Below are 13,641 nucleotides of genomic sequence, written 5' to 3' on the forward strand. Positions count from 1 at the left end.
CGTACGACCTCGACGCTCCGCTGAACCCCCCGGTTCCGGAGACATTCGTACCGGACCACGTTGCCCTCGTGATGGACGGCAATGGTCGCTGGGCCGAAGAACGCGGCATGAAGCGCACTGAAGGACACAAGCGCGGGGAAGCCGTGCTGATGGAATGTGTCGATGCCTGCCTGGAGATGGGCGTGGGGCACCTGTCGGCGTATGCCTTCTCGACGGAGAATTGGCGGCGCTCTACTGATGAAGTGCGATTCCTCATGGGATTCAACCGCGATGTTCTGCGTCGGCAGCGCGACGACCTGGACCGCAAGGGCGTTCGCGTTCGGTGGGCTGGACGGCGGCCGAGGTTGTGGCGTTCGGTGATCAGGGAACTGGAAACCGCGGAGCAGCAGACCGCGGACAACGACCGGATGACCTTGTACATGTGCGTCAATTACGGGGGCCGCGGTGAGATTGTCGATGCAGCGAAGAGGATCGCTGACTTGGCTGCGCGAGGGGAGCTGCGGCCGGAAGACGTGACAGAGAAGGTGCTGGCGCAAAACCTCGACGAGCCATCGATGCCGGATGTAGATCTGTTCCTGCGTCCCTCAGGGGAACAGCGGACCTCGAACTTCCTGCCGTGGCAGTCGGTGTACGCGGAGCTGGTGTTCCAGCACAAGCTGTTCCCGGACTTTGGCCGGGATGATCTGCGCGATGCGGTCGTCGAGTACGCCAAGCGGGACCGCAGGTTCGGCGGTAACCGCTAGGCTGCTCGGCAGTTTGCGCACGCCCCGAAGATCTCCGCGGTGTGGCCGGTCAGCGTGAAGCCGTGCTCGTCTGCCAGCTCACGGGCCCACTGCTCGACGGGCCCGCCGGTGATCTCCACGGTGTTGCCGCAGTCAGTGCACACCAAGTGGTGATGGTGGTGGTCGCTGCACAGACGGAACAGGGTTTCGCCTTCGTTGTGAAGGACATCAACGGCCTTAATCTCCACCAGTGCCTGCAACGTGCGGTACACGGTGGTGAGTCCGACGTTGGCCTCCCGGGCATCCAACTCCCGGTGAATGTCTTGCGCCGCCATGAAATTGCCGAGGTCATGCAGCACCTCAATGACGGCGGTGCGCTGCCTGGTGGTCCTCATGCCGATGTTGGGCGTACCCGTCACCTGATCCACATCCCTTCTTTTTTCCGATGTAAACAGCTTAGGGTGCCCTACGGTACGCCTCAATCATCGGTCGATGGGCTGAATGAAAGAACCACCGGCTAGAGTGAAGGCCGTATGCCTACCGCCGATCAAGGAGCATGTCCAAATGGCCAAGTCCGTCGTCGACTCCGTCGCGAACCTGTGCAAGCGCAGGGGTTTCGTCTACCCCTGCGGTGAGATTTACGGCGGTACTCGTTCCGCGTGGGATTACGGTCCGCTTGGCGTGGAGCTCAAGGAGAACATCAAGCGTTCGTGGTGGAAGACCTTCGTCACAGGACGCAAGGACATGGTCGGTCTCGATTCCTCCATTATTCTGCCGCGCCAGGTCTGGGAGGCCTCCGGCCACGTCGAAACCTTCTCCGACCCGCTCGTGGAGTCCCTGCACACCCACAAGCGTTACCGCGCGGACCACCTTGCGGAAGCCTTCGAGAAGAAGCACGGCCGCAAGCCGGAGAACATGAACGAGATCCCGGATCCGGACACCGGACAGCCGGGCAACTGGACCGAGCCGCGTAACTTCTCCGGTCTGCTGAAGACCTTCCTCGGTCCCGTGGACAATGAGCAGGGCCTGCACTACATGCGCCCGGAGACCGCCCAGGGCATCTTCGTGAACTTCAAGAACGTGATGCAGACCTCCCGCGTGAAGCCGCCGTTCGGCATCGGCCAGACCGGTAAGGCCTTCCGCAACGAGATCACCCCGGGTCAGTTCATCTTCCGTACCCGCGAGTTCGAGCAGATGGAGATCGAGTACTTCGTCCACCCGGAGGATGCTCCGGAGAAGTTCGACGACTGGGTTGAGGCCTGCTGGAACTGGTTCACCGACCTGGGTATCGATCCGGAGAACATCCGTAAGTTCGATGTTCCGGACGGCGAGCGCGCTCACTACTCCGCACGCACCATCGACGTGGAGTACCGCTTCCACTTCCAGGGCAATGAGTGGGGCGAGCTCATGGGTATCGCCAACCGCACCGACTATGACCTCGGCTGCCACATCAAGTCCTCCGGTGAGGACCTGCGCTACAACGACCAGGTCACCGGCGAGAAGTACATCCCGTACGTCATTGAGCCGTCCTTCGGTCTGACTCGCGCGATGATGGCATTCCTGTGCGACGCCTACCGCGAGGAAGAGGTGCCGAACGCCAAGGGTGGCACCGACACCCGCACCCTGCTGAAGCTCGACCCGCGTCTGGCCCCGATCAAGGTTGCTGTGCTGCCGCTGTCCAAGAAGGACACGCTCACCCCGACCGCCGAGGCCGTCGCCGACAAGCTGCGCCAGCACTGGAGCATCGATTACGACACCTCCGGAGCCATTGGCCGTCGCTACCGCCGCCAGGATGAGATCGGTACCCCGTTCTGCATCACCGTCGACTTCGATACTCTCGAAGACAACGCCGTGACCGTGCGTGAGCGCGACACCATGGAGCAGACTCGCGTGTCGATCGACGAGCTCGAAGGATACCTCGCGCAGCAGCTGATCGGCTGCTAGTCCCACCCGTTCCACCGAGCAGAGAGCGATAATCCGATGTCAGCACAGCCAGAAAAGCAGCAGAAGCCGAATAGCGTCACGATGCCGGACGGAACTGTGGTGACGTGGGAGAGCTGGAAGCTCGGTCCGGTGCGCAAAGACGGCAATAAGTCGAAGAACTCCATCCTTCGGGACGACACTGAAGTTGCCGAGTACGTTCAGGTTGGGCCGGAGGAAGCTATCGGCACCGCCAAGGGTGTGTGGGACCTCGATGTCCTCGAGAACGGTCGCTTGATGGCAACACTTCCGGACAACCGAGTCTTCACCGCTGCTGGTGTAGACCGTCCGAAGCTGGTCCGAGCCAAAAAGCTCGACGTCGAATTCGGCACCAGTGAAGAGGTTCTGCTGGAGGACGACACTCCCGGTGGCGTCCGAATCGTCTGCGAATCCTCGCAGAACTACGTGATCGAGGACATGGAAGGGCACAAGCTCGGACAGTTCTCAGGTGCGAAGCGGGGCGTAATCACCGCTGAAATCCAGTACGACACTAAGCGCGGCAAGGCCCTTCCGGAGGACCACAAGATCTTCCTTACGTGGGTCTCCCGCAGGGTCCTGGATGCTCGTCAGGTCGGTTCCACCTGGATCATGACTGTGATGTTGCTCCTGTTGATCGCTTACCTCGCCTATGTTTGGGTGGTGTAAGTAGTCTCGGTGTCATGGACACCTCGAATGACGCCTCCTCCGGCATCCGGGGGCAGGCGCCTTTTCCGTTGATTTGGACCGGCGGCACAGTCACGGATTCTTCAGGCGCGCCCGTTTCCGCTAATTGGGTTGTGCGCCAGCGGATCCGTTCCCTCGACGTGAGCTCTCCGGAAGGCCGCACGTGGCGCATCGCCCCGTTGGGGCTCACCACCAACCGCTTGCTTTGCGACGTTGATTCCGACCACCCACTCCACCTCATCCGCATGACCCGGGTGTTTGGTCCGACTGGGACCCGTCGTGAGATCCGGACTGATGACGGAGACCTTCTGGCAACCACTGAGTCCGTCAGGGCATCTCGGGGGAGGGGCCCTTCCCTAAAGATGGAGTTAGGTCAGGAAAGCCGGCAAGAAGTGGAGATTAATGCCACGAGGTTCGCCGATCTCACGGCAGTGCTGCTGGCGCTCGGGCGAATCGATGCGATGCCGCAGGTCCGCAAGTAGAAGCACCGGGTCAACAGCCTCAGCAGGGGACCCCTGAGGTCAAAGAGGGCAAACCATTGCCGCCGGAGGCTCTGGCGCGGAGTCTCATTACGGCTCTGGGATTCATTGAAATTAACCAGCAGAAACTGCTGGAGCAGCAGAGCGAGGACTGAGGGGCGGTGCTCGGCTGGGGCCGAGTACACCAGATCAGAAGGCGCCGGAGCTTCCGCTTCGGCCGCCGCCTCCTCCGCCGCTAAAGCCGCCTCCGCCGAATCCACCACCGAATCCGCCGCCGCGGCCGCCACCGCTGAGCATTGAGCCAATGACAGCACCGGCGACTACGTTGCCAGCTCGGGACTGGCTCTGACGACGGCGGTGGTCATTGATGTCGTTCTGGGCACGGCGCTCGGCGTCGCGGGCAGTCTTTGCTGCTAGGCGAGCCTCGTTGATCGCCTCGCGGGGCAGAAGCAATTCCTGGCCCTCGGGGATCTTGCGTGCGTCGATGATGTTGGCCTTGCTTACCGCTGAACGGAACAGCTCCTGAGCCTTGTGCAGCAGGCTGCGCGCAGATCCTCCGACGACGCGGCCACGAGTTGAAATCAGCGACTGCGCAGAACTGATCCGAGTCTCCGCCTCCTGCAACGCACTGCGCAGGCTGACGAGCATGTGCTCATGGGCATCCGTGGCAGAGCGTGCCGCAGCCAGCTGCTCGTCAAGGTCCGCGTCAGCCTCGGTGAGTTCGGTCCAGGTACTCAGGGGATCACGGGCACCGGCGTCCTTCGCGAACTGGACCGCTTTGCGGCCAGCTTCCATCGCGTTTTCCAGGGCTTGGACATCAAGGCCGATGGCCTGCTGCTTGATGAAGTCGCGGCCTTCGTTGATCTCGCCTTCGATCTCAGCGATCAATGCTTCCTTGCCACGGATGGCTTCCTGGATGCGGGCTTCGGCGTTGTCGATGGCGTCGAGAAGCACGTTTGTCTGGTTTAGCTGCATTTCCGCATCATGGATCCCGTCGATGACACCGACCTGCTGCCCAACTGGTTTGGCCAGTTCCTCACGAGCAGAGGTGACGGACTTGTCGGCTTCGGCCACAAACTCTTCTGCCAGCTCGATGTTGTCTTCGATGGACACAAGCATCTCGGCGGGGTGTTCTTCCTGCAGTTTCTTCAGCGTCGTCTGAACCTGCGGAATGCGTGTCTGGGCGCTGACGACCTCGCGTGTGAGACGCTCCAGTGCGGTATCCGCGTTCATGAGCTTCTCGCGCATTTCGCGGTACTCATCGGTCTTTTCATTGAGCTGTGCGTCAGCCTTGCCACAGGTGGAGATGATCTCCAGTAGCTGCGTGCGCTTGGAGGCCTCATTGGCATTGCGGTCTGCATCCAGGCGCTGGCGGAGCTGGAATGCGCGGTCCAGGGTGCGCTGAGCATTCTCGACAGCCTTGCGCAGCTCGGTGATGCGCTCGTCACCGAACTCCTGACGGGCGACATCAAGCTCGGCCTCGGCCGTCTTGATGGACTGGTCGACGGAGGCAAGTTCCTCGTGGGACAGAGTCTGGAGAATATGCACAGGCTGCCGATCAAGTGCATTGACATCTCCAGGAGCGACCTTGCGGGCCGACTCAAGCTGCTCCTCATTTCGCTTCTTGCTACGGCTGCGGGACCAGTACCAGACACCGCCACCGGCGGCTGCAGTACCGGCCAGGAGGCCACCGACGACGGCAGGGTTAGTGGGCTCTAGATCGTCATTAACGTAGTTGGCGGCTGCTTCGCCGGCACCTGCCCAGTCTGTGTCATCAGCCATCAGAGCGGATGTTGCTGCGTTCTGAAGACTCGCACTATCAATTCCTGTGTCGTCGGCAGTTACTGCACCGACAAGTCTGTCTCCGGTCGCGATAGCCACGATCGCGGAATTGTCCGCCCCGCCTTGTGCCACCCATGCTTGATCTGTCCATGCCTCTGCCTGCATGCCATCGAAACTTTCGACGTACACGACGAACAACCGCACGCCGTGGTCCTGCTGGACCTGCTGAAGCTGAGACTCCAAGCTCGAGAACTCTGAAGAGGAGAGCACTCCGGCATTGTCGGTGAGCACGGTCCCGTACATCTGCGGCTGCTCTGCGGAGGCGACGGGAGAGGCGGGCCCGAGGGTGGAGAACGCGGCAACCGGAAGTGCTACGAGGGCACCGGCGAAGGCGAGTCCGGCGATCCTGGCGACGAGCGGCGGAGACTGAGAATTCATGCCATCCAGGATACGTGTAGATCGCGATTGTTTTCGGGTGACAGGGCATGATGGATTCATGGTCAGTGAGTACGCGTATCAGGAGCGGGATATCGCCCGCCTGTGGCCGGAGCAGCCCAAAGGCTCGGTGCCGGCGCCAGCTGTTGGTGCGGCACAGCAACGCTCGGTATTTGAACGCGACCGCGCACGGGTGATGCATTCCGCGGCGCTGCGTCGATTGGCGGATAAAACTCAGGTTGTTGGGCCGGGGGAGGGGGATATTCCTCGGACTCGGCTGACCCACTCCCTGGAGGTCGCCCAGATCGCCCGCGGTATCGCCGGCGAACTCGGCGCGAACCCGGATCTGGTGGATCTGGCGGGACTGACCCACGACATCGGGCATCCGCCCTATGGACACAATGGTGAGCGGGCCTTGAACGAGATTGCGGCTGAATGCGGCGGTTTTGAGGGCAATGCCCAGACACTGCGAATCTTGGTGCGCTTGGAGCCGAAGGTGCTGGACGCGGTGGGCAATCCGCGAGGGCTGAATCTTACCCGCGCTTCATTGGATGCAGCCTGCAAATATCCGTGGACCGCGATCGACGAAAACGGGGTCAAGAAGCACAAGTACGGCGCTTACGACGACGATGCCGACACGCTCGCCTGGATTCGGGAAGACGCAGAGCCCGGCCGTCGGTGCCTGGAAGCGCAGATCATGGATTGGTCCGATGACGTCGCGTATTCAGTGCATGACGTGGAGGACGGGATCATCTCCGGCCGCATCGATCTTCGGGTGCTGTGGGACACCGTGGAGTTGGCGAACCTCGCTGAGAAGGGCGCCTTGGCCTTCGGCGGCGATCCGGTGGGACTGATCGAAGCGGCTGGCTCGTTGGCGAGCCTTCCAGTGGTGGCAGAAGCAGCGGACTATGACGGCAGCATTCGCGCGACCATCGCTTTGAAGCGTATGACCTCGGAGCTAGTTGGCAGGTTCTTGGCGTCCTCGGTGGCGGAAACTCGCCGGGTGGCCGGAACCGGTGAGCCGCTCGGAAGGTATGCCGCGGACGTCGTTGTGCCAGGGCAGATCGAAGCGGAAGTCATGATGCTGAAAACTCTCGCAGTGCTGTACGTGATGGATCAGCCAAAGCATCAGCGTCGCCAGGAAAGAGAACGGGATCGGCTGTTCCGTGTCGCCGACTACCTCCTGGAGGCAGGCACCCTCGACCCGGTGTTCTCATGGATGTACGAGCGGGCTGATGATGACGCTGCCCGGCTGCGGGCAGTGGTTGACCAGATCGCCTCAATGACTGAGTCGCGTGTGGAGAGGCTCGCCCACCGCATCAGCGGAGTCACCGCCGCCTGGGGTTAGAAGAACAGGAAGCGGAACTCGACGCAGATCAACAGGGCGATGAGCGCGACCCAAGCGATGAGAATCGGGAAGCGAAGCATGCTGACGACGCGGGTAATCGCGTTGTCGGGGGCGTCCGTCTCCAGATTGTTGACCGTGGTGAACCAGAACATCGTCACGGTCACGGCCCAGGTGATCATGCAGTACAGGCACAGCGCGCCAATGTTGTAGACGCTTTGATAGAAGAGCCACATGCAGAAAATGGTCGCTGCAGTAAAGCCCAACTGGGCGCAATATCGGAACCACATCGGCGGACGGAAACCAGCCAGCTGCATTACGCCGATGGCGAGCACCACGGAGAAACCGATAATGCCCCACAGCGGGTTCGGAACACCGAAAATCGCGGAAGCCTGGTCACTGGCCATGACGGAACTGCACGCGAACTCGGCGCTGAAACTACAGGTAGGGACGTAGGAAACGTTCTCCGCGAGGATGAACTTCTCCACCGTCAGGGTCATCGCGGCACCTAGGCCAATCAGGCCTGCGACGACATAGAGCCAGGACAAACCCTTAGGTGCCGTGGTGATGGTTCGATCTTGCATTAGTCCTCCGCGTCCGGAATTTCACAGAATGACTCGTAATGGTCGTCGGTGTAATACCAAACGTCCGGGTCACTCTCAGTGCCACCTCCGACAACGATACGCCTGGTACCGCGATGGTCCAGTCCCGGCGTATCCACGGTGTATTCGCGGTAGTAGCTACCGCGCTCCTGCGGCAGCACTCCTTCGTAGTTACCGAAATGCTTGCCATCGTGATCGGTGTAGATGTGGTCCTGGTTTGTCAGGATCCGATCGATCACGTCATCGGCTTCGCCAGGGAGGCTCGATACCGGGCAGCCGGTGGAGGTGTCGGTGGGTTGGGTGTGGACTGAGGCGTCGGGAAGCGAATCGTTTGTCGTTTCCGATCCCAGATCAAAGCCGAAGAAGGCGGCGGCGCCGGCGACGGCTACAGCGCCGACGGAGGCGACGATGGTTTTCAGACGTGTCGAATCCTGGTTGGACATGACGGTTAGAGTAATCTCTATGGCACAAGGACGTATTCCCGACAGCGATATCGCGGCTATCCGCGAACGCACCCCTATCGAGGAGATCGTCGCGGAATACGTCCAGCTTAAGCCCGGTGGCGCCGATTCGATGAAGGGGCTCAGCCCGTTTAAAGACGAGCGCACGCCCAGTTTTCACGTCCGCCCAAACCACGGGTATTTCCATTGCTTCTCGACGGGCAAAGGCGGCGATGTCTTCTCCTTCCTCATGGAAATGGAGCACCTGACCTTCCCTGAAGCGGTCGAGGCCTGCGCCGAGAAGATCGGCTATCGGATCAACTACGAGGGTGGCGGGACTGGGCGCCGTGAGGAGCCGGGGACTCGCAAGCGTCTTGTCGCAGCGAACCGGGAGGCGCAGAAGTTCTACGCCGAACAATTCGAGAAGCCGGACGCTGAGGTTGCTCGAAACTTCATCACCGAGCGGGGTTTCTCGCTTGATGATGCTCGTGAATTCGGTTGCGGTTACGCGCCGGCTGGCTGGGACACGCTGACGAAGTACCTCATGCGCCTGGGATTCGCGTTCGAGGATCTAGATAAGGCGGGCTTGTCGAAGATGGGCAAGCGCGGGCCGATCGACCGGTTCCACCGTCGGCTTTTGTGGCCGATCCGGAACATGAGCAATGACGTCATCGGATTCGGCGCGCGCAAGCTTTTCGACGATGACAATCTCGGCAAGTACATGAACACGCCCGAGACCCTCCTTTACAAAAAGTCGAAGGTGCTCTTTGGTCTGGATATGGCGAAGAAGAACATCGCCGAGCAGCACCGCGCTGTTGTGGTGGAGGGCTACACGGACGTGATGGCGATGCACGCGTCTGGTGTGACCACCGCCGTCGCCGCCTGTGGTACGGCGTTCGGCGAGGAGCATCTGCAGATGCTCCGTCGACTGATGCTTGACGACGGTTTCTTCAACGGCGAACTCATCTACACCTTCGACGGTGACGACGCTGGGCAGAAAGCCGCTATGCGGGCCTTCGAGGGGGAGCAGCAGTTCACCGGGCAGTCGTACGTGTCTGTCGCACCGCAAGGGCAGGACCCGCTGGATCTGCGCCTGGCCAAGGGCGATGCCGCGGTGCGGGACTTGGTCGCCTCACGCACTCCGATGGTGGAATTCGTGCTGCGCACAATCCTCGCTGACTTCGATATGAAATCCGCGCCGGGCCGGGTAGCGGCGCTGAAGCGCGTGGTACCGGTGCTCGCGACGATTCGCGACACGACTCTGCGCGATGAGTTCGCCCGAGAGGTCGCTGGCTGGATCGGCTGGAATGACGAGGCAGAACTGGTCCGCATGGTCCGCGACGAGTCGAAGAAGCCTCAAAAGGTCGACCCGGCTGAGCGGCGGCGTAAGGAACGGGAGGAGTCCGCATCGGCGAAGGAGAAGCCGCGGGGGCTGCCGGATCCGAAGGACCCGGTGCTGCACGTGCAGAGGGAGGCAGCCAAGCTCGCGGTCCAGGAGCCGGTGCTGACCGGTCCAGTGTTTGACGAACTGGCCCCGGAGATTTTCTCTCATCCGGCGTACCGGGCAGTGTTTGACGCTACTCAGCGAGCCGGCGGTGTCGGTCAGACCCACGGTGGGTCTCGGTGGTTGGCTGCCTTGATGGATACCACCGACAATCCAGCGATCCGGAGCCTCATCACCGAGCTCGGCGTGGAGCCGATCCCGGCGGAAGTGGAGTCGCTGAAGCTCTACTCCTCGTCGATCATCGCGCGCCTGCAGGAAGTGTGGATCGGCGAGCAGATCGCGCAGGTCAAGGCGACACTGTCGCGAATGCGTCCGAGCGACGACGAAAACGCCTACCGACAGATGTTCGCGGACTTGCTCAGCTTGGAGGAGTACCGCCGCGAACTGCTGTCAGAGGCGTTGCGAGGGCCGGTGGCCTAGCAGTCACCGGCGTCCGCGCTCGCGGTCGATGATGCGGGTGAGGTCGGCGTCGGAAAGCCCTAGCTCGTAGGCCTCCTGAAGCAACGGCGCGATGAAATCCTCCGCAAACGACTCCCTGCGATCGGAGAGAATCCGATCGCGCGCACCTTCTGCGACGAACATCCCCAACCCGCGGCGCTTTTGAAGCACGCCCAAAGCCTGCAGCGAGGACAGTGCCTTTCCTGAGGTCGTAGGGTTGACCGAGTGCTGGTCTGCGAGTTCGTTTGTCGATGGAACGCGGGTGCCTTCTGACAGAGAACCGTCGGCGATGCGGCCACGGATCTCGTCGGCGATCTGAACGTAGATGGGTCGGGTGTCCTGCATGGTGATCGCCTCCCGGATCGGTTAACCACGTGTGTGATTAACGCTAGGTGCGTGGCCCTAGTGCTGCAAGCGTCGGGTTGGCTCTGCGAAGAACTCCAGTTCGTGCCAGGAGGAGTTGTAGAAGGCCGTGCGCATCTTCTCTCGCTCCTCTGCAGTGGCATGGTTAGCCGCGTAGTCACTGACCAGGGCGATGGCCCGATCTGTGGCCTCGTCGAATGCCGCGTCGGAGTACGTATCCAGCCACGCCCGGTAGGGGTGGTCTCCTTCGACATCATGGAAGCGCGTCCCGATATCCCGATACAGCCAGTAACACGGCAGGATCGCTGCGATGATCTCGCCATAGGAGCCGACCGCAGCCGTTGCAGTGAGATGGTCCACGTAAGCCCGCGTGACTGCGGAGGGAACGACATCTGTCCGGCCGACGTCCTCTCCGGCGAAAGACCGATGCAGTTCTAACTCTTCCGCCAGAGCTCCGTGAGCTGCCTCAGCCCAGAACATCTGCTCCTCCTGGGTCGGAGCCTTCGTCGACGCTGCCGCGAGAGTGCGCGAATACCCGTTGAGGTAAATCGCATCCTGGTCGACGTACCAGGTGAATGTGTCCGGATCGAGGGATCCATCAGCCAACCCCAGCACGAACGGCAAGCGGTCGACGTCCTCACGGATTTCAGCAATGTCCTGCCACCACTGTGTGGCGATGTCCTCGGGCAGGGGAGTAAGCCCCCGATCCCACACTCCGGCGAAGTGGTGCACCGGACCGTGTCCACGTCCGACGTTTAGGTCATCGGCGTGGCGCAATGCCTCAGTTAGCCATGTCTTTGACTGTCGAACGGCGGTCTCGAGGTCTCCGGTCACCGCCCATCGCGTCGCGACTGCAGAAGACAAGGAACAACCGGTGCCGTGGGTGTTCTTCGTGTCTACGCGCGGAGCGGAGATCGTCGACACGGTGCCGTCAGGAAGCACCAGCGCGTCATATGCGGTGTCGCCGGAGAGGTGGCCGCCCTTGGCAAGAACCGCAACATCGAAGCGCTTTGCGACATCCACCGCCTGCCCTACCGTCTCATCCCACACCGTTGCCGGTTCAGCCCCCGCAATGACAGCCAGTTCAGGCACGTTAGGAGTGATGACGTCTACCTGCGAGATGAGCTCAAGGACTGCTGCCTCTGCATCCTGGTCCAACAGTCGGTCACCGCTGGTTGCCACCATCACCGGGTCGAGCACTACCTTGGCCGGCTTGATATCCCGCAGCCATGTCGCGACGGTTCCGGTGATCTCCGAAGTGCCCAGCATGCCGATCTTCACTACATCGATCTGCACATCATCAGACACTGCGTCGAGCTGTTCGCGGAGAAACGAAACCGGTGGGATGTTGATGGAACGGACGCCTTCGGTGTTCTGCGCGATCAGAGCCGTGACGGCGCACATGCCGAAGCCCCCGTTAGCCGAGATCGACTTCAGGTCCGCTTGGATGCCCGCGCCGCCGGTGGGGTCGGTGCCTGCGATGCTCAAGACGTTCGGGGGAGTGGTGGGCGTGGCTGCATTGAGCGCAGAGCTCATGGAACATCCTTTCGCCGGTACTAACCGGATCAAGTTCAACGGGTGTCATCTCAGCCCGCGTCTTATCGCAGGCACCCCGTGTCACGACCCAAGGTACCGGTACCCACAGTTGATTCCCGTCACCGGCTCGACATTTTCCTGTCACCCGTACGCTTCCCGCCTTCGGTCAACCATGTGTAAAAACATGTCCTGGCCTGCCGATTTGTCAGAAATCTAAAAAGCTCTGTAGTGTACATACACGTTGCCGCAGAGAGCGGGCAGCAGTTCTTCCTCCATAGCTCAACGGCAGAGCATTCGACTGTTAATCGAAGGGTTGTAGGTTCGAATCCTACTGGAGGAGCAAAAGATACAGGTCAGGGCCTTTTGGTCCTGGCCTGTTTTGCATATCGCGAGGTCTCGCTTGGGGGCAAGAGAGGGTTAAGAGATAAAGCGCGGTGGGTGCAGTGCCCAGTGAGCGTGCGCCGAACATCCTGTTTCCGTTGCATATCCGAGTTCGCGGTACGACATCAACAGGGTGTTCGAGCTACGTGGAAAGGTGTCTGCCCTGCGGGCGCAGGCGGCTGTGCTGTGCGTCGGTAAATGTGTGCACCGATGGGCATCACTCTTTCCCCAAGGCATGATCTATCCACAACTCGCGTTACCTCCTTGGTTCTTCACTTCGGGCGCTGGGGCTAGATGTCTAGTCTCGGCCTAGGGCAACTATGAGGGGGATCATGGAAAGCACCATGCCAGTGTGGGGAGCTGTTGCTTTGGCGGTGTCGATTGCACTGATCGCTCAACTTGGAGCATTGCTGGTCCAGATTCGGCAGCAACAGCATGGCCGGGCACAGAAGCGGGCCGAAGAGTGGCATAGGAATCTCAGGTGGTCGGTGGAGAAGATCACTGGCCGAAGTGAAGATTCTCTGACAATTGGCATCTACGTACTCGACTCCTTGGATGACGTCGAAGACTCGTCGAAAGAGGACAAACAATTGATTCAGGGTGTCTTGATGGCTGTGCTTGAGAGATTCGGGGACATCAAGGGCGACAACAGATCACTTGCGGAATACGATGAGCAGGATAAACGCGGTGAAGGAGACCCAGCATGAACGATCAACAGCGGGAGCGACGTAAGCCGAGCCGTGGCGAGATTGCTGCAGCACGTCTTCTCGTCAAGCGTGAGCGTGAAGGTAAAGCCACCCGTGTGGTTCCCAAGTGGGTTCACGAAATCGCCGCACTGGGTCGGTCTTCGGATTACAGAGATCTCTACTGACATCGAGTGGAGCCGTCCTCGCCCTAACCGCCTGGTTACCGGGAAAAAGCTTGCAGTTGTAGGGTGGATGGGTCTGGGTTTGTCCCAGTGTTCACCCTGT

14 protein-coding genes, 1 tRNA gene and 1 riboswitch are annotated in these 13,641 nt (G+C 60.9%); of the genes, 9 read left to right on the forward strand and 6 right to left on the reverse strand.

Annotated features, from left to right (window positions below):
• Nucleotides 1–20 precede the first annotated feature (20 nt).
• Entirely contained in the window at nt 21–743 is a 723-nt protein-coding gene (locus YWU_RS0100640) for an isoprenyl transferase (RefSeq protein WP_027018954.1), read from the forward strand.
• On the opposite strand, the gene YWU_RS0100645 is transcribed toward YWU_RS0100640, so the two are convergent.
• A complete protein-coding gene (locus YWU_RS0100645) occupies nt 740–1,117 on the reverse strand; it encodes a Fur family transcriptional regulator (RefSeq protein ID WP_051259857.1) in 378 nt (125 codons plus the stop codon). The genes YWU_RS0100640 and YWU_RS0100645 overlap by 4 nt on opposite strands.
• A gap of 169 nt (nt 1,118–1,286) precedes the next feature.
• Between YWU_RS0100645 and YWU_RS0100650 the strand changes: the two genes are divergently transcribed.
• Genes YWU_RS0100650 through YWU_RS0100660 form a run of 3 tightly spaced genes read left to right on the forward strand, consistent with a single transcriptional unit; the run spans nt 1,287 to nt 3,847 of the window.
• Nucleotides 1,287–2,666, forward strand: coding sequence for a glycine--tRNA ligase (locus tag YWU_RS0100650; protein ID WP_027018956.1), 1,380 nt, complete (start codon nt 1,287–1,289; stop codon nt 2,664–2,666).
• 36 nt (nt 2,667–2,702) lie between these two features.
• Nucleotides 2,703–3,347, forward strand: coding sequence for a hypothetical protein (locus tag YWU_RS0100655; protein WP_051259843.1), 645 nt, complete (start codon nt 2,703–2,705; stop codon nt 3,345–3,347).
• A gap of 14 nt (nt 3,348–3,361) precedes the next feature.
• A complete protein-coding gene (locus YWU_RS0100660) occupies nt 3,362–3,847 on the forward strand; it encodes a hypothetical protein (protein WP_027018958.1) in 486 nt (161 codons plus the stop codon).
• 186 nt (nt 3,848–4,033) lie between these two features.
• Here YWU_RS0100660 and YWU_RS14305 read toward each other — a convergent pair whose 3' ends face one another.
• Nucleotides 4,034–6,064, reverse strand: a complete 2,031-nt coding sequence (locus YWU_RS14305; RefSeq protein ID WP_051259844.1) for a TPM domain-containing protein — start codon at nt 6,062–6,064, stop codon at nt 4,034–4,036.
• 58 nt (nt 6,065–6,122) lie between these two features.
• On the opposite strand from YWU_RS14305, the gene YWU_RS0100670 reads away from it, so the two are divergent.
• A complete protein-coding gene (locus YWU_RS0100670) occupies nt 6,123–7,409 on the forward strand; it encodes a deoxyguanosinetriphosphate triphosphohydrolase (protein ID WP_027018959.1) in 1,287 nt (428 codons plus the stop codon).
• Here YWU_RS0100670 and YWU_RS0100675 read toward each other — a convergent pair.
• Together YWU_RS0100675 and YWU_RS0100680 are read right to left on the reverse strand one after the other, a co-directional pair.
• Nucleotides 7,406–7,990 (reverse strand): vitamin K epoxide reductase family protein, encoded by a 585-nt coding sequence (locus YWU_RS0100675; RefSeq protein ID WP_027018960.1) that lies wholly within the window; start codon nt 7,988–7,990, stop codon nt 7,406–7,408. The genes YWU_RS0100670 and YWU_RS0100675 overlap by 4 nt on opposite strands.
• The gene (locus YWU_RS0100680) at nt 7,990–8,451 is read right to left on the reverse strand and encodes a guanyl-specific ribonuclease (protein WP_027018961.1); all 462 of its coding nucleotides are present in this window, start codon (nt 8,449–8,451) and stop codon (nt 7,990–7,992) included. The genes YWU_RS0100675 and YWU_RS0100680 overlap by 1 nt, the downstream gene beginning before the upstream one ends.
• Nucleotides 8,452–8,464: 13 nt before the next feature.
• Between YWU_RS0100680 and dnaG the strand changes: the two genes are divergently transcribed.
• Nucleotides 8,465–10,372, forward strand: coding sequence for a DNA primase (dnaG, locus tag YWU_RS0100685; protein ID WP_027018962.1), 1,908 nt, complete (start codon nt 8,465–8,467; stop codon nt 10,370–10,372).
• A gap of 3 nt (nt 10,373–10,375) precedes the next feature.
• On the opposite strand, the gene YWU_RS0100690 is transcribed toward dnaG, so the two are convergent.
• Nucleotides 10,376–10,735, reverse strand: coding sequence for a GntR family transcriptional regulator (locus YWU_RS0100690; RefSeq protein WP_027018963.1), 360 nt, complete (start codon nt 10,733–10,735; stop codon nt 10,376–10,378).
• 57 nt (nt 10,736–10,792) lie between these two features.
• Nucleotides 10,793–12,289 carry a bifunctional hydroxymethylpyrimidine kinase/phosphomethylpyrimidine kinase gene (gene thiD / locus YWU_RS14310; RefSeq protein ID WP_034646524.1) on the reverse strand — a complete coding sequence of 499 codons (1,497 nt, stop codon included), beginning with the start codon at nt 12,287–12,289 and terminating at the stop codon, nt 10,793–10,795.
• A riboswitch (TPP riboswitch) is annotated at nt 12,279–12,378 on the reverse strand. Its footprint overlaps the gene before it by 11 nt.
• A 179-nt stretch (nt 12,379–12,557) precedes the next feature.
• Here thiD and YWU_RS0100700 point away from each other — a divergent pair.
• From YWU_RS0100700 to YWU_RS18030, 3 genes are all read left to right on the forward strand, one after another.
• Nucleotides 12,558–12,629, forward strand: a tRNA-Asn gene (locus YWU_RS0100700).
• 373 nt (nt 12,630–13,002) lie between these two features.
• A complete protein-coding gene (locus YWU_RS0100705) occupies nt 13,003–13,377 on the forward strand; it encodes a hypothetical protein (RefSeq protein WP_027018964.1) in 375 nt (124 codons plus the stop codon).
• The gene (locus YWU_RS18030; protein WP_156892645.1) at nt 13,374–13,541 is read left to right on the forward strand and encodes a hypothetical protein; all 168 of its coding nucleotides are present in this window, start codon (nt 13,374–13,376) and stop codon (nt 13,539–13,541) included. Before YWU_RS0100705 ends, YWU_RS18030 begins: the two co-directional genes overlap by 4 nt.
• The last annotated feature ends 100 nt before the right edge of the window (nt 13,542–13,641 follow it).

The organism is Corynebacterium sputi DSM 45148 (assembly GCF_000427865.1).
Taxonomy (GTDB): Bacteria; Actinomycetota; Actinomycetes; order Mycobacteriales; family Mycobacteriaceae; genus Corynebacterium; species Corynebacterium sputi.